Origin of the sequence: Methylobacterium terricola (assembly GCF_006151805.1) — a bacterium.
GTDB lineage: Bacteria > Pseudomonadota > Alphaproteobacteria > Rhizobiales > Beijerinckiaceae > Methylobacterium > Methylobacterium terricola.
The window spans coordinates 521,642-539,262 of the sequence record NZ_VDDA01000001.1 but is presented as its reverse complement, the minus strand read 5'-3'; the positions used below and the strand labels follow the sequence as shown (position 1 = coordinate 539,262).

The 17,621-nt window shown below is 72.6% G+C and carries 11 protein-coding genes; 3 read left to right on the top strand and 8 right to left on the bottom strand.

Translation table 11 applies throughout. The features are described from left to right. Window positions 1–50: 50 nt before the first annotated feature. Window positions 51–392 carry a hypothetical protein gene (locus FF100_RS02350; RefSeq protein ID WP_246101879.1) on the top strand — a complete coding sequence of 114 codons (342 nt, stop codon included), beginning with the start codon at window positions 51–53 and terminating at the stop codon, window positions 390–392. 111 nt (window positions 393–503) lie between these two features. After that, a complete protein-coding gene (locus FF100_RS02345) occupies window positions 504–857 on the top strand; it encodes a hypothetical protein (RefSeq protein ID WP_139033939.1) in 354 nt (117 codons plus the stop codon). Between the two features lie 125 nt (window positions 858–982). Here the strand turns inward: FF100_RS02345 and trxA are convergent, their stop codons facing one another. From trxA to ahcY, 8 genes are all read right to left on the bottom strand, one after another. After that, window positions 983–1,303, bottom strand: a complete 321-nt coding sequence (gene trxA, locus FF100_RS02340) for a thioredoxin (protein ID WP_139033938.1) — start codon at window positions 1,301–1,303, stop codon at window positions 983–985. A 170-nt stretch (window positions 1,304–1,473) separates the two neighbouring features. Further along, window positions 1,474–4,929 (bottom strand): double-strand break repair helicase AddA, encoded by a 3,456-nt coding sequence (gene addA, locus FF100_RS02335; RefSeq protein WP_139033937.1) that lies wholly within the window; start codon window positions 4,927–4,929, stop codon window positions 1,474–1,476. Between the two features lie 194 nt (window positions 4,930–5,123). Then, entirely contained in the window at window positions 5,124–8,279 is a 3,156-nt protein-coding gene (addB, locus tag FF100_RS02330) for a double-strand break repair protein AddB (RefSeq protein WP_139033936.1), read from the bottom strand. Then, entirely contained in the window at window positions 8,276–8,773 is a 498-nt protein-coding gene (locus FF100_RS02325) for a GNAT family N-acetyltransferase (protein ID WP_139033935.1), read from the bottom strand. Before FF100_RS02325 ends, addB begins: the two co-directional genes overlap by 4 nt. Before the next feature lie 240 nt (window positions 8,774–9,013). After that, a complete protein-coding gene (locus FF100_RS02320; RefSeq protein ID WP_139033934.1) occupies window positions 9,014–9,757 on the bottom strand; it encodes a nucleotidyltransferase family protein in 744 nt (247 codons plus the stop codon). An 18-nt stretch (window positions 9,758–9,775) separates the two neighbouring features. After that, window positions 9,776–11,308 (bottom strand): tRNA (adenosine(37)-N6)-threonylcarbamoyltransferase complex ATPase subunit type 1 TsaE, encoded by a 1,533-nt coding sequence (gene tsaE / locus FF100_RS02315; protein WP_171070018.1) that lies wholly within the window; start codon window positions 11,306–11,308, stop codon window positions 9,776–9,778. 197 nt (window positions 11,309–11,505) lie between these two features. After that, complete coding sequence (locus tag FF100_RS02310; RefSeq protein ID WP_139033932.1) at window positions 11,506–13,977, bottom strand: sensor histidine kinase; 2,472 nt, start codon at window positions 13,975–13,977, stop codon at window positions 11,506–11,508. Between the two features lie 370 nt (window positions 13,978–14,347). After that, a complete protein-coding gene (gene ahcY, locus FF100_RS02305) occupies window positions 14,348–15,754 on the bottom strand; it encodes an adenosylhomocysteinase (RefSeq protein WP_139033931.1) in 1,407 nt (468 codons plus the stop codon). Between the two features lie 205 nt (window positions 15,755–15,959). Between ahcY and FF100_RS02300 the strand changes: the two genes are divergently transcribed. After that, the gene (locus tag FF100_RS02300; protein WP_139033930.1) at window positions 15,960–17,579 is read left to right on the top strand and encodes an ABC transporter substrate-binding protein; all 1,620 of its coding nucleotides are present in this window, start codon (window positions 15,960–15,962) and stop codon (window positions 17,577–17,579) included. The last annotated feature ends 42 nt before the right edge of the window (window positions 17,580–17,621 follow it).

Genomic DNA, 17,621 nt, shown 5'->3' with positions numbered 1-17,621 from the left:
CGGCTGGCCCATACTCCGACATGGCCGTTCCCGGCCCGGAGAGGCCGCCCGTGGACGAGAACTCCGACTCGGCAGAGACCCTGGACGACACCTTCGCGTTGCGCGAGCGCCTGTCCCGTGCCTGGCGGGCGGTGTTCGACAACGCCGTCGAGGCCGGCAGCCCGCCCGCCGCGGTCGTGGAGACGATGACGGCGGTGGCCCATGCCCGCTTCGCCGAATTGTTCGGCACCGCCGCGGCGGCGAGCTACCTCGCGCTGCTCGCCGAGCAGATGCGCGACGTCGACCACGACGAGGCCGAGAGCCTGATCCGCGGCGAGGCGCCGGGTCCGGCGCCGTTCGACGAGGCCATGATGGCGATGGACCCGACCTGGATCGACCGCGACCCGGCGTGACGCCAGCCCGGCGACGTGCGCCGGCGCACATGGCACACCGCGCAGCGCGGAACGGGCCCACGGGCGGCAGGTTCTCGGTGCAGATCACATTTTCTGCTTGCGAATACCGCCATGATTGTCAGGTCTTCTCTCGCCGTGATCGCCTGGGCCGCCTTCTGCTTCACCGCCCAGCCGCATCGGGACGCGGAAACGCCGCAGGATCCGGTCCTTCTCTCAGGGATCGAGGCCGATCTCGCCAGCCGGAAATGCGACGGCGTGCGGATCGATGCCGTGCACTTCCGGGCCTTCTCGTCCCGGGCGCAGCTCAACCACGCCGACTTCTTCCAGAAGGCTCGCTCCCTCCGCCTTCAGGCCGCCCTCAACGATCTGGACGGACGGCTCAAGCGCGACCGACAGGCGGCCTGCGACGCGATCTGGACGGCCTATGGGCCGGGTAGTCCGTTGCAGCTGCTGCGCCGGGCGTAGGGTCTGGCCGGTCCGGAAACCGGCAGCAGCGACGTCCCTCGACAGGCCGGATCACGGCGGCTCGCCCTTACGAAAAAGCCCGGCCTGGTGGCCGGGCTCCTGATCGGGCGGTCGATCGCCAGTGCTCAGGCGGTGGCCTGAATCCAGCGGAACAGGTCGCCCTTCGGCGCCGCGCCGACCTTCTGGCCGGCGAGCTCGCCGCCCTTGAACAGCATCAAGGTCGGGATCGACCGGATGCCGTACTGGGAGGCGATGCCGGGATTCTCGTCCACGTTCACCTTGGCGATCTTCACCCGGCCGTTCATCTCGGTCGAGATCTCCTCGAGCGCCGGGCCGATGGCGCGGCACGGGCCGCACCACTCGGCCCAGAAATCCACCACCACGGGCTCGGCCGATTGCAGCACGTCCTGCTCGAAGCTCGCGTCGGTCACCTTCACGGTCGCCATCGCTGAAAATCCTTCTCGTCCTGACAGCCGGTCAACGGTGCGGACCGGCCCGCGTGAGAGGGAAGTTAAGAACCGGGCGGGGGCCGATCAAGCGTCACGGCCAAGCCGTCCCCGCATTGCCCGTGCGATCCCGCACCATGGTTCACGCCAGCGTGTTGATCCCCGCGTGCTCATGCCAGCGTATCGAGGGCGGCCGCGCAGTCCTGCGGGGTGAGGCGGCGCAAGGTCGGCCCGGTGGTCCAGACCAGGAGCGGCACCAGGGTCCGGCCCGGATAGACGGTCGCGAGGAGCCGGGCGTAGAGCGCGACCTGCGCCGCCTGCCCCCGCGGCGTCGGGGCACCGTCGCGGGGCGGGCGGCCGGTCTTGAAGTCGACGAGCCAGACCGCCTCCTCGGTGACCGCGATCCGGTCGACCCGGCCATGCACGGGACGCATCACTCCGTCGACCGGCAGGCTGCCGGCGAGCGTCACCTCGGCCCGCGCCTCGGGCCCGAACAGCACCGCGAGATCGGGATCGGCGAGGAGCCGCAGGGCTTCCCCGGCGATGGCGGCGCGCCTGTCCGGATCGAGGCCCGGGGCGCGGGCGGCAACGAAGGCCTCCGCCGCAGCGGCCCGGCGCTCGGGCGCGAGGGCGGGCAGGTGCTCCAGCAGGGCGTGGACCAGCACGCCGCGACGGCGCGCGGCCGGGTCGCTGGAGCGGGCATCCGAGCGGCGCGGCTCGTCGGCGGCGCCGAGGCCGGAGGGGCGCAACGGCGGCAGCGGCTCGGCCTCGGGCGTGACCACGCGGTGCAGCCAGTCCGGCACCGATTCGGGCTCGGCGACGCCTTCGGGCGCCGCCGGCACCTCCGGCAGGGCGGCGCCCTCGCGCCAGCTCTCGACCGGGCCATAGGGCATCTCGGCGATCTCGACGCCGCCGAACGCCTTCACCAGGCCGCGGCGGATCATCTCGCACCAGGCCGCCGCCGGAGTCTCCTTGTCGTTGCCGGCATACGGCGCGATCACCAGCCGGTCCTTGGCCCGGGTCATGGCGACGTAAAGCAGGCGGTTATGCTCCTCGCCGGCCTTGGCGTGCAGCGCGTCGCGGGCGGCGGCGATCGCCGGACTGTCATGCGCCTTGGCGCTCGACCAGACCGGCACCGTGCTGCCGTCCTTCAGCCGGATCGGAATCAGGGCCGGATCGCGGCCCAGCGCATCGCAGCCGTCGAGCACCAGCACCAGCGGCGCTTCGAGCCCTTTGGCGCCGTGCACCGTCATGACCCGCACCTCGTCGCGGGCCGCGTCCAGGTCGCGCTTCACGGTGTGGCCGCCGGCATCGCGCCCGCCGCTCGGCGCGTAACGCGAGAGGAAGCCGGTGAGCGAGGGCGCGTCGGGCCCGGCCTCGGCCTGGGCGGCGGCGGTCAGGAAGACGTCGATGGCGTCGCCGGCCTCGCCGCCGAGGCGCTGCACCAGCAGCGCCCGGCCGCCGAGCGGCCCGAGCAGTTCGGCGTAGAAGCCGAACGGCCCGTGCGTCCGAGCCAGTTCCATCCAGCGATCGAGGGCGGCGGCGCCGCGCTCGGCCGCCGGCTCGCCGGCCGCGGCGCGACGCCGGAGCGCGGTCACCAGCGCCTCGGCCGGGTCGCGCCCGGCCGCGATGCCGACGAGGTCGTCGTCGGTGAGGCCGACGAGCGGCGTCTTGAGCGCGGTCGCGAGCGTCAGGTCGTCCTGCGGCAGCAGCGCGGCGCGGCCCGCCGCCACGAGGTCGAGGACCGCGATGTGGGCGGCGATGTCGAGCCGGTCCTGGCCCGCCACCGGCACGCCCTCGGCCTTCAGGGCCCGGATCACGCCCTCGAAGGCGGCGGAGCGCTTGCGCACCAGGATCAGCACGTCGCCGGGCCGCCAGACCCGGCCGGATTCGTCGCCCTCGCTGGTCCACAGCCGCACCGCCCGGGCCACCCGGCGGGCGGTGACGAGCGCCGGGGCCCCGGCCTCGATCGCGTCGACCGGATGGGTCCAGGCGTCGGGCTCCTCCTCGGCGCTCGGCCGCTCGACCGGCCACAGCTCGATCTGGCCCGGCGCCCGGACGCGCGCGGTGGAATGCACCGTGCCGATCGCCGTATCGCCGAAGGAGAGGCCGCGATAATGGTCCTCGATCCCGAAGGTGGCGTCGACCGCCCGCAGCACGCCGATGGCGGAGCGGAACGACAGGGTCAGCCCGACATCGGCGAAGGGCATCCCGGCCCCGTCCGCGTCGCGCCGCCAGGCCCGCCGCGTGGTCTCGAACTCCTCCGGCGCAGCGCCTTGAAAGCTGTAGATCGACTGCTTCGGGTCGCCGACGGCGAAGCGGGTGCGGGCGAGCCCGCCCGCCGCCTCGCGGGCCCCCTCCCCGGCGCAGAAATCCTCGGTGATCCGGCGCAGGATCTCCCATTGCTGCGGGTTGGTGTCCTGCGCCTCGTCGATCAGCACGTGGTCGACGCCGCGGTCGAGCTTGTACAGCACCCAGGCCGAATCGACCCGGGTCAGCAGGTCGAGGGTCTTGTGGATCAGGTCGTCGAAATCGAGGGCGCCGAGGCGGGCCTTCTGCGCCTCCATCCGGCGGTGGATCTCGGCGGCGAGCGTGAACAGGGCCTCGGTGCGGCCTTGCGCCCGGGCGGCCTTGAGGCGGTCGCGAAGGCACGCGAGCCGCGCCTGCTCGGCGAGCAGCGCCTCCTTGGCCGCCGCCGGCACCGCCTTGGTGCCGAGGGACGAGGCGGCGTAGGGATCGCCCTCGCCCTCGTCCTTGAAGAAGGCCGCGAGCGTCAACGTCAGCCGGGCCGGTCCGGTGGCGGAAGCCGCGAGCGCGAGCGCATCGGCGCGCTTCTCGTCATTGGCCTTCCCCGTGCGCAGGGCCGCGATCAGGCCGGCGAGGTCGGGCCCGCCGTCGCGCATCCGGTCCTCGATCACCCCCAGTGTCTCGTCGGGCGCGAGCCCGAGGGCGTCCCGCAGGGCGCCGAGGCGGGCCGGCACCCCGTCCGGATGGCCGATCAGGCTCCGGTTCTGCACCGCCGCCACCATCGCCCGGCGCAAGGCCTCGCCCGCCGCCTCGGGGGCAACGAGGGACAGGGCCTCGGCAAGCTCCGGGTGGCGGGTATCGACCGCGTCGGCGAGCACGTTGTCGATCGTGCGGTCGATCGCCTCGCGGGTCTGGGCCTCGTCCAGCACCACGAAGCGAGCCGGCACGTTGGCCTCGAACGGGACGAGGTGCAGCAGCCGCTCGCACAGGGCGTGGAGGGTCTCGATCTTGAGCCCGCCCGGCGTCTCGACCGCCCGGGCGAACAACCGCCGGGCGCGGCGGAGCGTGGCGCCGTCCGGCGCCTCGCCTTCGAGCGCGGTCAGCTCGGCGCGCAGGGCCGCCTCGTCCAGGGTGACCCAGCGGCCGAGCCGCTCGAACACCCGGATCGCCATGTTGGCGGCGGCGGCCTTGGTGAAGGTCAGGCAGAGGATCTTGGCCGGGGCCGCGCCGTGCAGCAGAAGGCGCACCACGCGGTCGGTGAGCACCTTGGTCTTGCCCGCCCCGGCATTGGCCGACACCCAGGCCGAGGCCCGCGGATCCGCCGCCCGCCGCTGCGCGTCCTGCGTCAGGCCGTCGACGACGAAACCCTCGATGCCCATCGGTCCTCCCGGTCACGCGCCGTTGTGATGGGCTCGCACCGAAGGAAGCGTTGCCTCAAGGGCGATCGGGGGGTGGTGCACAGGGTTTTCGGGAGGCGTGGCGGGCAGGGCACAGGCGTCCCACCCGCTCTCGCGCGCCGGCTGAACCCCTCCCCCCTCTGCGGGGAGGGCTGCAGCCGGCATGGGTCGGCCGCTCACTCCTCCCCCTCGACCAGCGACCACTCCCTGACCCGCGCCAGGTGGTCGTAATCCGAATACGCCTTGGCGTATTTCGGGTAGGGCCGCGACAGGTAGGACGCCTCGCCGGCCATGAACGCGCCGACGAGCCGGCGCAGGCCGGCGACATGGGCCTCGACCAGCTCGGGAACCGTGCGCCCGTCGCCCCGCGGCGGCTTGACCGGCATCGAATCCAGCGGCGTCTTGCCGCCGCTCGCCCGGACGTAGAGCAGGTCCGGCGCGTCGGCGGCGGGCCCGAGCCCCTTGAAGGCGCCGGCGCGCAGCATCGCGGCCTCGAGGGTCAGCTGGGGCGAGAAGCCGGCGAAGACCTCGCGGGCGCTCGGCGGCTGGCCGGTCTTGAAGTCGATGATGGCGTGGCCCCCGTCGCGACGCGTCTCGATCCGGTCGGCGCGGGCCCGCAGGGTCAGGACGTGGCCGCCCGGGATGTCGAGGGCCCAGCGCCCGCCGGTCTCCGGGTGGACCCGGCGGAGTCCGGGGCGGCGCTCGGCCTCCCAGGCCAGGAACGCCTCGGCGAGGCGCACGAAGCGCGGCCACCACTCGGCGTAGAGCTCCGGATAGGCGTCCGAGATCGGCGCGAAGGCATCGGCCGCGAGGGCGTAGAGGACCTGGTCGGCCACGTCGGGAGCGGGCAGCGCCTCGGGGAAGCGCTCGGCGAAGCCGCCGAGCACGTCGTGCACGATGGTGCCGCGGTCGCTGGCGCTCGGCTGCACCGCCACCGGTTCGAGGGCGTCGAGGCCGAGCACGTGGCGGGCGAAGATCCCGTAGGGGTCGCGCACCAGGGTCTCGATCTCGGTGACGCTGAGCGAGCGCGGGAACAGGGCGGGATCGGGCCGGGGCGCCGGGCGGCGCAGGCGCGGCGGCACAGGACCGGTGCAAAGGCCCGCCCCGGCATCGATCACGGCGGCGAGCGCGCGGAAGCGCTGCCCGCCCGTCACCAGACCCGCCCATACCTCCTCACCCGCGAAGGCGCGCAGGCGCTGGAGGAAGCGCGACGGCACGGTCGGCGCGCCCTCGCGCTTGTGGGCCCGGGTGACGATCGCGTCCGGGCAGCCGAGCGCCTGGACGAAGTCGTGCGCGGTCTGGCCCAGGCGCCGTTCCGGCGGGGGTAAGCCGACGCGGGCGCGCATCGGCCGGTTGAGGAAGGCATCGGTCTCGGCTTTCGGCGGCCATACCCCCTCATCGAGGCCGCCGAGCACGACCCGGTCGACGGTGAGGAGCCGCGCCTCCAGCAGGCCGAGGATGCGCAGCCGCGGATGCGGGCTGGCGTTGCGCCGCGACACCACCCGCTCGCGGGAGAGCGCGGTGAAGAAGGCCGGGTAATCCGAGAACCGGCCGGCGAGCAGGCCGGGCTCCGCCATCTCCATGTCGTCGAACAGCGCGTCGAGCACCGCCACCGAGGCGTCGGCGTCGGCGTCGGGTTCCCCCTCGTCCTCCTCCGGCCCCGCCATCAGGAGGTCGCAGGCGGCGCGATGGGTTTTCGCGATGGCGATCAGGTCGTCGGGGGCGTCGTCCTCGTCGGCGGCGAAGTCGCGGAAGGCGACGGAAAGGCGCAGCAGCAGATCGTCGGCCGCCTCCCACTCCTCGGAGGTGAGGCGCCGGCGCGGGCGCGGATCGTGCGGGCGCTCCTCGGTGCGGGCGAGGCGCAGGGCCTCGGCGATGCCGGTGAAGCCCTTGGCCGGGGCCGGGCCGCGCAGGCACCCGATCTCCAGCGCGCTCGCCGCCCGCTCCACCTCCGTGCGGGACAGGCCGAGACGCACCAGCGGGTGGGCAAGGAGCGCCAGCACCCGCTCGGGCTTGGCGTCGAGCGCCGCGACGTCGGCGGCGAGCCGCGCCAGCCGCCCGGCCGGGCTGCGGGCGAGCGGCTCGCCGGCCGAATCGTCGGCGACGATGCCCCAGCGGCGCAGCTCGGCGGCGACCCGCAGCGCCAGGGCGCGATCCGGAGTGATGAGGGCGGCGGTGCGCCCGGGGCGCTCCAGCGCCTCGCGCAACGCGACCGCGATGCAGAGCGCCTCCTCGCGCTCGTCGGCGGCCTCGACCACGCGGATCCCGACGGCGCCGTCGCAGGCGAGCGTTTCGCGATGCCGCAAGTCGAGATCGGCCCAGGCATCGGTGGTCTCGGCCGGGCGCAGGGCCTGCGACAGCAGGCCGGCCCGGGCGCACGACGCGGGGCTCGGCTCGCCCAGGGGGACGATGTCGGCACGGTCGAGGGCGAGAAAGCCCCGGCCCACCAGGCGGCGCAGCACCGCCTGCGGATGGGCATGGGCCGCCGCCTCGCCGTCGCCGGCGGGATCGATGGCGCTCCAGCCGGCGGCGTCGAGGTCGCGGTCGAGGCCGGGCAGCACGACGGCGCCGCGGGGCAGAGCGGCGATCGCGGCGATCAGCCGGGCGGTCGCCGGCACCGAGCCGGTCGAGCCGGCGACGATCACCGGATCGGCCGGGCGCTCGCGGGTCAGGCGCGCGGCCTCGGCCAGCACCAGGGCGCGGCCGCGCTCGACCGGGTCGCTGACGCCGCGGTCGGCCAGGATGCCCGGCCAATGCTCGGCGGCGATGCGGACGAAATCGAGGGTCAGCGAGAAGTAGCGCGAATGCTCGGCCTCGACGGCGCCGGCGATGTCGTCCCAGGGCAGGCCCTCGACGGTGAGGCTGTCCATCAGCCCCTCCAGGTCGGCGGCGAGGCCGATCGCGTCGGCCGGTGAGGACGGCACCCGGAACGGCACCTCGTCGCCGAGGGGCAGGAGCTGGCGGTCGACGGTGCCGGCCCAGGCCTGGACCAGCCGCGCCAGGATCAGCCGGCGCTCGAGCGCCGGGATCGGCGGGCGCAGGATCTCGTCGCGGCGCTGTCCCGGCGGGGCCGACAGCAGATCGAGCTCGGCCTCGTCGGCCTCGCCCAGCGGCACCATGCGCGGCAGGAGCGCGGCCGGGCCGCATTCCCGGGCGAGGATCGCCGCGAGCGCCCGGGCGGCACGGCGGGTCGGCAGATAGAGCGTGACCGCGGCAAGCCCGAACGGCCCGCCGGCGAGGTCACCGACGAGGCGGCCGGACAGGAGCGCCTCGGCCAGGGTGTCGAGAAAGGGCGCCCCCGGCGGGATGGTGAAGACGTGACCGCCGCTCACCGGGCGGTCTCGCGCAGGAGGTAGCGCACGGTCTTCGCCCCGCCGTGGATCTCGGCCAGGCCGACTTCGCCGAAGCCGAGGGCGGCGTGGAAGGCGTCGGAACCCGGATTCGGCGGCACGCGGTTGACCTCGCAGGCGATGCGGTCGTGGCCGGCGGCCGCGGCACGGGCGAACAGGTCCCCGTAGAGCGCCCGGGCGAGCCCGCGGCCGCGCTGCGCCGGGGCGGTGACGATCCGGTCGACGTAGACGAAGCGGGGATAGCGGGCCTGGAACCAGCGGAAATTGGGACTGGCATAGGTGGCGTCCTGATCGAGCGCGATCAGGAAGGCGGACAGGCCCTCCGGTCCGGTGACGACGGAGGCCAGGAAGGCCTGGTCGATCAAGGCGCGCAGGGCCGGCTCGTCGAGGGGCGAGGTCTCGGCGGCGTGCGCGGTGTTGAGCGCCAGGACCGGGGCGAGGTCGTCGAGGGGACGGATCGGGAGGCTGGGCGGCATCAGTAATCCGTTTGGTCTGCCCCGGATGGTCAGGCGCAGGGTTCTCCTCGCCCCGCGGGCGGGAGGAGGGCCGTGTCCCCGACAAGGGGGCATGACATCGTTCCGATCCCCCAAGCCCTCCCGCCGCTCGCGGGGAGAGGCGGGATGCGCACGGCGCGGCACGGGACCCTGCCGGCAGAGGACCGAAGGATCCTCGGCGACAGGACCGCGGACCATTCGTCGCTCGGACGGGCGGCCCCCTTACGGCTGGGTCGCACTCGCCTTCACCCGCTCCTCGGCCTCGCGCAAGGCCTCCGGCGTGCCGACATGCAGCCACTGCCCGTCGAGGCGGAGCCCGAACAGGCGCTCCGCCGCGATGGCGCGGTCGAACAGCAGGTTGAGGGAGAACGAACCGTCCGGCGTGTCGGCGAACAGCTCGGGCTTCACGATCGCGACGCCGGCATAGACGAAGGGCGCGACCTCGCGCTCGGCCCGGCGCGCCAGGCGGCCCTCCTTGTCCATCTGGAAGTCGCCCGGGCCGTCATAGCCGAGGCTGGTCGCCGCGGAGGCGAGCAGCAGCAGCATGTCCATCCGCTCCGGGTCCCAGGCGGCGACGAGCCGGCGGAGATTCGGCTGCGGGCCTTCGAGCCAGAACGAATCGGAGTTCAGCACCATGAACGGCGCCGGGCCCAGATGGCGGAGCGCCTTCTTCACGCCGCCGCCCGTCTCGAGGAGCTTGTCGCGCTCGTCCGAGATGGTGATCAGCGGGCGTGAGCGCCGGCGCACCAGATGCGCCTCCATCAGGTCGGCGAGGTAGTGCACGTTCACCACCGCCTCCGGGATGCCGGCCTCGGCGATCCGGTCGAGGGCGTAATCGACCAGCGACTTGCCGGCGACCTCGACCAGGGGCTTGGGCGTCGTCGCGGTGATCGGGCGCATGCGCTTGCCGAGGCCCGCGGCCAGCACGAAGGCGCGGGTCACGGCGGGCTGTTGGGAATCGGTCATCGGGCGATGTTTCGGCGGTCAGGAATCGGCGGGGCAGAGGCGCGGCAGGTGCTCGGCGTACCAGGCCCGCACGCCGGCGAGCGCCGGATGGGCGAGGTTGCGGGCGAGATAGCCCTCGATGCGCGGCAGGTGGGCGAGGTAGCCCGGCTTGCCGTCGCGCCGGTTGAGGCGGGCGAAGATGCCGAGGATCTTGGTCGCACGCTGCGCCGCCAGCACCGCGTAGGCGCGGGCGAAGCCCTGCATGTCGAACTCGGCGTCGCGTAGGCGGCGCTCGCGGGCATAGAGGCCGAGCAGGCGCAGCTCGAACTCGGCGCTGGCATCGACCCGGGCGTCCTGCAGCAGCGAGGCGACGTCGTAGGCCGGATGACCCAGAACCGCGTCCTGGAAGTCGATCAGGCCGATGCGCTCGATCCCGTCGCGCTCCGGCAGCCAGATCAGGTTGGGGGAGTGGTAATCGCGCAGGATCCAGGTCCGGGCCTCGGCCTCGATCCCGTCCAGGGCCTCGCCCCAGGCGGCGACGAAGCTCGCCCGCGCGGCCGGGGCCAGGGGGCGGTTGGCGACGAACGGAGCGTACCATTCCGGCAGCAGCTCGGCCTCGAACAGCAGCGCCCCACGGTCGTAGGGCGGCAGCTCGTGGTCGCGCCCCTCCGCCACCGGCAGCACGGTCGGCAGCGTGGTGCCGTGCAGGCGCGCCAGCACCTTCACCGCCTCGGCGTAGCGCTCGGGCCGCGGGCCGTTCTGGTCGGCGACCGGCTCGCTGCCGAGATCCTCGAGGATCAAAAGCCCCGCCTCCAGGTCCTCGCCGAGGATCCTCGGGGCCGAGAGGCCGAGCGCCCGCAGGCCGCGATCCATCGCCACGAAGGCGTGCACGCTCTCGGCGAGGTGGACGATGGCGCTGTAGGGCTTGCCGTCGCGCACCGGCGGCCCGTCGGCCTTCGGCGGCGAGATCATCAAAACCGCCTTGGCGCCGTCCGGGTTGGTCAGGCGCTCGTAGGACCGGCTCGACGCGTCGCCCTGCATGTGGGCCCGCTCGGCCTCGCCCCAGCCGGAGCGGTCGAGAAGGACGCGCAGGGCACGGGCCCGCATCAGCCGGCCGCCGAGGCCGCCGCCGCCGATCAGGCGGGCGAGGCGGGCATCGTCGCCGAATTCGGGCTTGAGCGAGAGGTCGATGGCGAGCGTCGGGCCGTGGCGCGGCGGCAGCCGGTCGGGCCATTCGACCAGCGCGATCGCCCGCTCGGTCATCTCGTCGAAGCCGAGCTCGACCAGCTCGTCGGGCCCGCGCAGGCGGTAGAGGTCGGCATGGACCAGAGCCTGCCCGGTCCGGCCCTCGTAGGGCTGGACGAGGGTGAAGGTCGGGCTCGGGACCTCGAGCTCCGGATCGCCGACGATCTCGCGGATGATCGCCCGGGCCAGCGTCGTCTTGCCGCCACCCAATCCGCCCGACAACGCCACCAGGTCACCGGGCCGCAGGATCTCGGCGAGGAAGCAGCCGAGATCCTCGGTCGCGCTCTCGTCCGGCAGCACGATCTCCCAGGGTGTGCGCTCGGCCATACCCTCCTGGTCCACTCCGCCATCCTCGCTCACGGGCCCGTCCGGGGCTGAAGGACCCCGTCATAGCCCATGAACCTTAACCCTTCCCGGATGCAGGCGGCGCCTGCTCCCGGACCGTAACGCGCCCAGGGTGCCGGAATTTCCCGAACCCGTCACCCGCCGGCACCACACTGCGACCCGCGGCGGCCGTTCGCCGGCTACTCGGCCGCCGCCAGATGGGCCTCGCCGTCGTCGACCGGGAAGGTGCAGGTGACCCGGGTGCCGGCCCCGGGGGCCGATGCGATGTCGATGCGCCCGCCATGCAGCTCGACGAAGGAGCGCACGATCGAGAGGCCGAGGCCCACGCCGCGGTGGCGGGTGCCGAGCGTGTGGCTCTCGAACCGCTCGAAGACCCGCGCCATCACCTCGGGCGGCATGCCGCGGCCCTGGTCGATCACCTCCAGCACCAGGCTCTCGCCGTCCTTGCGGGCGCAGACCCGCACCTGCTGGCCCGGGGCCGAGAAGCCGACGGCGTTGGAGAGCAGGTTGAACAGGATCTGGCGGATGCGCTTGCCGTCGGCGACGAAGCTGCCGATGTCGGCCGGCACGTCGAGGACGAGGGCGATGTCGGCCTCGGCCAGCCGGTCGCCGATGCCGCGCACCGCCGCCGCGATGGTGGTCTGGACGTCGACCCGCTCGCGCGTCAGCTCCATCGAGCCGGCATCGATCGAGGCCAGGTCGAGGATGTCGTTGATGATGACGAGGAGCGCCGCCGAGGAGCGCATGATGTGGTCGGCGTATTCGCGCTGGCGCGGGTTGAGGGCGCCGACGGTCTCGTCGCCGAGGAGCTCGGTGAAGCCGATGATGTTGGTGAGCGGCGAGCGCAGCTCGTAGGACACGTGGTGGACGAACTCGTCGCGCAGGCGCGTCGTGCGCTCCAGGGCGTCGTTCTTGTCGGTCAGCGCCCGCTCGACGTTGACGCTCGCCGTCACGTCGATGTGGGTGAGCAGCGTGGCGCCGTCGGGCAGCGGCTCGGCGGCGCAGTCGAGCATGGTGCCGTCGGCGAGCGCCAGCCGGCAGGCGAGGCCGCGACGGGCGTCGACGAGGCCGGTCACCGCCTCGCGGATCCGCGTCCACGGCTCCTCGGCCGGGCTCAAGGTGCGGCAGACCGCGATCACCTGATCGATATGGGGCTGGACCTCCAGCATCTCGGGGGCGATGCGCCAGACCTGGGTGAAGGCGCGGTTGGCGAATTTCAGCCGGCCGTCGGTGCCGAACACCGCCACCGGCTCGCGCAGGGTGTCGAGCGTCTCGCTCTGCACCTGCATCAGCACGTTGTAGCGCGATTCGAGGTGGACCCGCTCGGACACGTCCTCGAACAGGTAGGTCAGGCCGCCTTGCGGGTTCGGGTCGGCGAGGACGCGCAGCGTCCGTCCGTCGGGCAGGTGCCACCAGGTCTCCTGCGCCTCCGCGGCCCGGTAGGCGCCCAGCACCCCGGCCTTCCAGGTCCGGAAATCCGCCTGCTCGGGCAGCTTGCGGGCGTTGCGCAGGGCGTCGAGGATCTCGCCGTCGAGGGGCCGGGTCTCCAGGAAGGCGGGGTCGAGGTCCCAGAGCTGGCGATAGGCGGCGTTGTGGAAGATCAGCTGCTGGCGCGCATCGAACATCGCGACGGCGGTGGGCAATTGGTCGAGGGTGCGGACGTTGGCGTCCATCTGGCGCTGCAGGTCGGCGCGCACGCTCTCCAGCTCCGAGACGTCGACCGCGATGCCGACCGTGCCGCCCTCGGTCGAGACCTCGGTGACGTCGAGGGTGCGGCGCGCGCCCGCGATCACGGCCGAGACCCGCAAGGGGCCGGCGGCGCCGCGGGAGCGGCGGCGATCCGCCTCCTCGCGGGCCTGCCGCTCCAGCAGCTCAGCCCCTTCGCGCACCGCCCGGGCGGCGTCGCCGGCCTCGGCCGCCGCGACGTAGGCGGCGTTGGCCCAGGCCAGGCGCCCGTCCCGGCCGCGGCGCCAGACCGGTTGGGGAATCGCGTCGAGGAGGCCGGCCAAGGCCGAGAGGCCGTGGCGGGCCTCGTCCAGGGTCGCACGCAGCTCGACCAGCTCGCGGCGCTCGCCGGTCAGCTCGCGCAGGCGCAGCAGCGCCTGGCCGCCGACCGCCTGGCCCTGCGCCTCGATGGTCCGGCCCTGGAGGGTGTGGACGGTGCGGCGGAAGCGCTCGCCGCGCCCGCGCAAGGATTCGACCGCGGCGTCCAGGGCGGCGGCGTCCTGGGAGACGAGCCAGGCGCCGAAGGCCAGGACCCGGCGGGCCGAGCCCGGCCGCGATCCTTCGGCGGTGATGCCGACATCGCCCTCGATCCGCGGCTCGCCGCGGGTATCCCAGGTCACGATGACCTGCGGCTCGGAGCCCAGCAGCAGCTCGGCCCGGTCGTGGGCGCCGCGCAGGTCGGCGAGCTCGGTGTTCAACCGGCACTCGCGACGGGCCCAGCGGGCGCGCTCGCGCAGGTAGAGCAGCGACAGGATGGTGGCGAAGATCGTCAAGCCGATCAGCACCGCGAAGCCGACGGCGTTGTGCGCGTGCAGGCCCGGAGCGGTCTCGGCTGCCTGGGCGGCGGCGGCGAGGCCGAGTGCGCCGCCGAGAATACCGGCGCCCGCGCCGCCGCCGAGGCGCCGCGGCGTTCGTCCTACCCCCATGATCCGTCCGTCTCCACGCAAGCCGGCGCGCCGTCCCTCGACCGGACCGGCACGCCTGCGACCTGAACGCCACGCCTCGATGAACGCGGGGACCTGCCCGCGACCGCAAAGCAGGCCCCCTCACCACAGATTCGGCCGGAGTTTAGCGCGCCGCGGATTCAGCCCGGAAGAGGTGAATTGGGCGGAGGGGGGCGATGCCGGTGCGGAGCATCGTCAAGAGCACAGAAATGCCACACCCATGTCAGAACAAAGATAGAACATGCGCGGTGTGACCGTGCCTGCAACCGCCACCGCCGAGCGTACCCGCAAAAAGAAGAGCCCGGCCTCTCGACCGGGCTCTCGATCCCATCACCGCGTGATGGGAATTTTATCAGTAACGGTAGTGCTCGGGCTTGAACGGGCCGCTCTGCTTGACGCCGATATAGGCAGCCTGGTCCTCGCGCAGCTTGGTCAGCTTGACGCCGATCTTCTCGAGGTGCAGCGCCGCGACCTTCTCGTCGAGAGCCTTCGGCAGAGTGTAGACTTTCTTCTCGTACTTGCCCGGGTTGGTCCAGAGCTCGATCTGGGCGAGCGTCTGGTTGGTGAACGAGGCCGACATCACGAAGGACGGGTGGCCCATCGCGTTGCCGAGGTTCACCAGGCGGCCCTCCGACAGCAGGATGATGCGGTGGCCGTCGGCGAACTCGATCTCGTCGACCTGCGGCTTGATGTTCTGCCACTTCAGGTTCTTGAGACCCGCGACCTGGATCTCGTTGTCGAAGTGGCCGATGTTGCAGACGATCGCCCGGTCCTTCATCGCCCGCATGTGGTCGAGCGTGATGACGTCCTTGTTGCCGGTCGCGGTCACGAAGATGTCGGCGCGGGGGGCGGCATCCTCCATCGTGGTGACCTCGTAGCCTTCCATCGCGGCCTGGAGGGCGCAGATCGGGTCGACCTCGGAGACCAGCACGCGGCAGCCGGCATTGCGGAGCGAGGCGGCCGAGCCCTTGCCGACGTCGCCGAAGCCGGCGACCATCGCGACCTTGCCGGCCATCATCACGTCGGTGCCGCGGCGGATGCCGTCGACCAGCGACTCGCGGCAGCCATAGAGGTTGTCGAACTTCGACTTGGTGACCGCGTCGTTGACGTTGATCGCCGGGAAGAGGAGCTTGCCCTCCTTGGCGAGCAGGTACAGGCGGTGCACGCCGGTGGTGGTCTCCTCGGAGACGCCCTTGATCGACTCGGCGAGGCCTGCGAACCAGCCCTTCGGCTTCTCGGCCAGCATGCGCTTGAGGAGCGCGAAGAAGATCTCCTCCTCCTCCGAGCCCGGCTTGTCGAGGAAGGCGGTGTCGCCGTTCTCGGCGCGCAGGCCGAGATGCACGAACATCGTGGCGTCGCCGCCGTCGTCGAGGATCATGTTCGGCATGCCGCCGTCATGCCACTCGAACAGCTTGGCGGTGTAGTCCCAGTAATCCGTCAGGGTCTCGCCCTTGATGGCGAAGACCGGGATGCCGGCCGCGGCGATCGCGGCGGCGGCGTGATCCTGGGTCGAGTAGATGTTGCACGACACCCAGCGGATATCGGCGCCGAGAGCCTTCAGGGTCTCGATCAGCACCGCGGTCTGGATCGTCATGTGGAGCGAGCCGGCGATCTTGGCGCCCTTCAGCGGCTGGCTCGCGGCGTATTCCTCGCGCACGGCCATCAGGCCGGGCATCTCGGTCTCGGCGATCGCGATCTCCTTGCGGCCGAAATCGGCCAGGGCGATGTCCTTGACGATGTAGTCGTGCGTGCTCGGCATGGTCGGGCTCCCCGTAGCGGCCGGTTCGCCCGGGCCTATAGCAGCCCCCCGGCGGGGAGGCAATCAAGATATAAAGATGTCTTTATGCGACTGGTTCGAGGGTGAACGCGGGAGCCGCGCCGGCAGCGCTTGCACGCCTCTTGCTAGCGTCAGGCATGTCACGCGGCGGCCCGGAGCGGCCGCACGCCACCTGGGGTTCCTCGTCATGCGTCACGCCTCCCTCTCGCGCCGTCAGCTGCTGGCCGGCGCCTCGGCCCTGGCCGCCCTCGGGCCTACAGGCGCCGTCCTGGCGGAAGGCACGGCCTCGGGCAGCCTGACCTACGGCATCTCGCTGTTCGACCTGCCGCTCACCACCGGCCAGCCGGACCGGGGTGCGGGCGGCTACCAGTTCACCGGGCTCACCCTGTACGATCCCCTGGTCGCCTGGGAGCTCGACGTCGCCGACCGTCCCGGCAAGCTGGTGCCCGGCCTCGCCACCTCCTGGGAGAGCGATCCGGCGGACCGCCGCAACTGGATCTTCCGCCTGCGCGAGGGGGTGAAGTTCCACGACGGCTCGGGCTTCGATGCCGACGCGGTGATCTGGAACTTCGACAAGGTGCTGGACGCCAAGGCCCCGCACTACGACCAGCGCCAGGCCTCGCAGGTGCGCCCGCGCCTGCCCTCGGTCGCCTCCTACAAGAAGCTCGACCCGATGACGGTGCAGGTCACCACCAAGGCGGTCGACGCGCTGTTTCCCTACCAGATGCTGTGGTTCCTGATCTCGTCGCCGGCGCAGTACGAGGCGGTCGGGCGCGACTGGACCAAGTTCGCGTTCCAGCCCGCCGGCACCGGGCCCTACCGCCTCGCCGCCCTGGTGCCGCGGGTGCGCCTCGACCTCGTGCCGAACCCGACCTACTGGAACCCCAAGCGCATGCCGCGCCTGGCAAAGCTCACCCTGGCCTGCATCCCGGAGGACCTGGCCCGCGCCAACGCCCTCCTGTCCGGCAATGCCGACCTGATCGAATTGCCCGCCCCCGACGCGGTGCCGCGCCTCAAGGGCGCCGGGATGCGCGTCACCGGCAACGACACGCCGCATGTCTGGAACTACCACCTGTCGATGCTCGAGGGCAGCCCGTGGCGCGACCTGCGCCTGCGCAAGGCCGCCAACCTCGCCATCGACCGCGACGGCGTCGCCGCGCTGATGGGCGGGCTCGCCACGCCGGCCGTCGGGCAGGTGCAGCCGTCGAGCCCGTGGTTCGGCAAGCCGGGCTTCAAGATCGGCTACGACATCGACGCCGCGCGCAAGCTGGTGAAGGAGGCGGGCTACTCGGTCCAGAACCCGCTGAAGACCAGGTTCATCATCCCGACCGGCGGCTCGGGCCAGATGCTGTCGCTGCCGATCAACGAGTTCGTGCAGCAATCCTGGGCGGAGGTCGGCATCGCGATCGAGTTCCAGGCGGTGGAGCTGGAGGTCGCCTACACCGCCTGGCGCCAGGGCGCCGCCGACCCGTCGATGAAGGGCATCACCGGCAGCAACATCGCCTATGTCACGTCCGATCCGCTCTACGCGATCCTGCGCTTCTACGATTCGAAGCAGGTCGCCCCGACCGGCGTGAACTGGAGCCACTACCGCAACCCGGAGGTCGACACGCTCTGCGACGCGGTGCGGGCGAGCTTCGACCCGGCCGAGCAGGACAAGATGGTGGCGCGCATCCACGAGATCGTGGTCGACGACGCGGTGCAGGTCTGGGTCGTGCACGACACCAACCCGCACGCGCTGTCGGCGAAGGTGAAGGGCTACACCCAGGCGCAGCACTGGTTCCAGGATCTGACGACGCTGGGATAGAGGGCGTGTGCGGTGCGTCGGCCCGTCCTGCGGGTCGACGCC

What these genes read in the sequence shown, in the direction of transcription:
- ahcY (WP_139033931.1), bottom strand. Translation starts at nt 15,754, where the DNA reads ATGCCGAGCACGCACGACTACATCGTCAAGGACATCGCCCTGGCCGAT.
- tsaE (WP_171070018.1), bottom strand. Translation starts at nt 11,308, where the DNA reads ATGGCCGAGCGCACACCCTGGGAGATCGTGCTGCCGGACGAGAGCGCG.
- FF100_RS02345 (WP_139033939.1), top strand. Translation starts at nt 504, where the DNA reads ATGATTGTCAGGTCTTCTCTCGCCGTGATCGCCTGGGCCGCCTTCTGC.
- FF100_RS02320 (WP_139033934.1), bottom strand. Translation starts at nt 9,757, where the DNA reads ATGACCGATTCCCAACAGCCCGCCGTGACCCGCGCCTTCGTGCTGGCC.
- FF100_RS02325 (WP_139033935.1), bottom strand. Translation starts at nt 8,773, where the DNA reads ATGCCGCCCAGCCTCCCGATCCGTCCCCTCGACGACCTCGCCCCGGTC.
- FF100_RS02310 (WP_139033932.1), bottom strand. Translation starts at nt 13,977, where the DNA reads ATGGGGGTAGGACGAACGCCGCGGCGCCTCGGCGGCGGCGCGGGCGCC.
- trxA (WP_139033938.1), bottom strand. Translation starts at nt 1,303, where the DNA reads ATGGCGACCGTGAAGGTGACCGACGCGAGCTTCGAGCAGGACGTGCTG.
- addA (WP_139033937.1), bottom strand. Translation starts at nt 4,929, where the DNA reads ATGGGCATCGAGGGTTTCGTCGTCGACGGCCTGACGCAGGACGCGCAG.
- FF100_RS02300 (WP_139033930.1), top strand. Translation starts at nt 15,960, where the DNA reads ATGCGTCACGCCTCCCTCTCGCGCCGTCAGCTGCTGGCCGGCGCCTCG.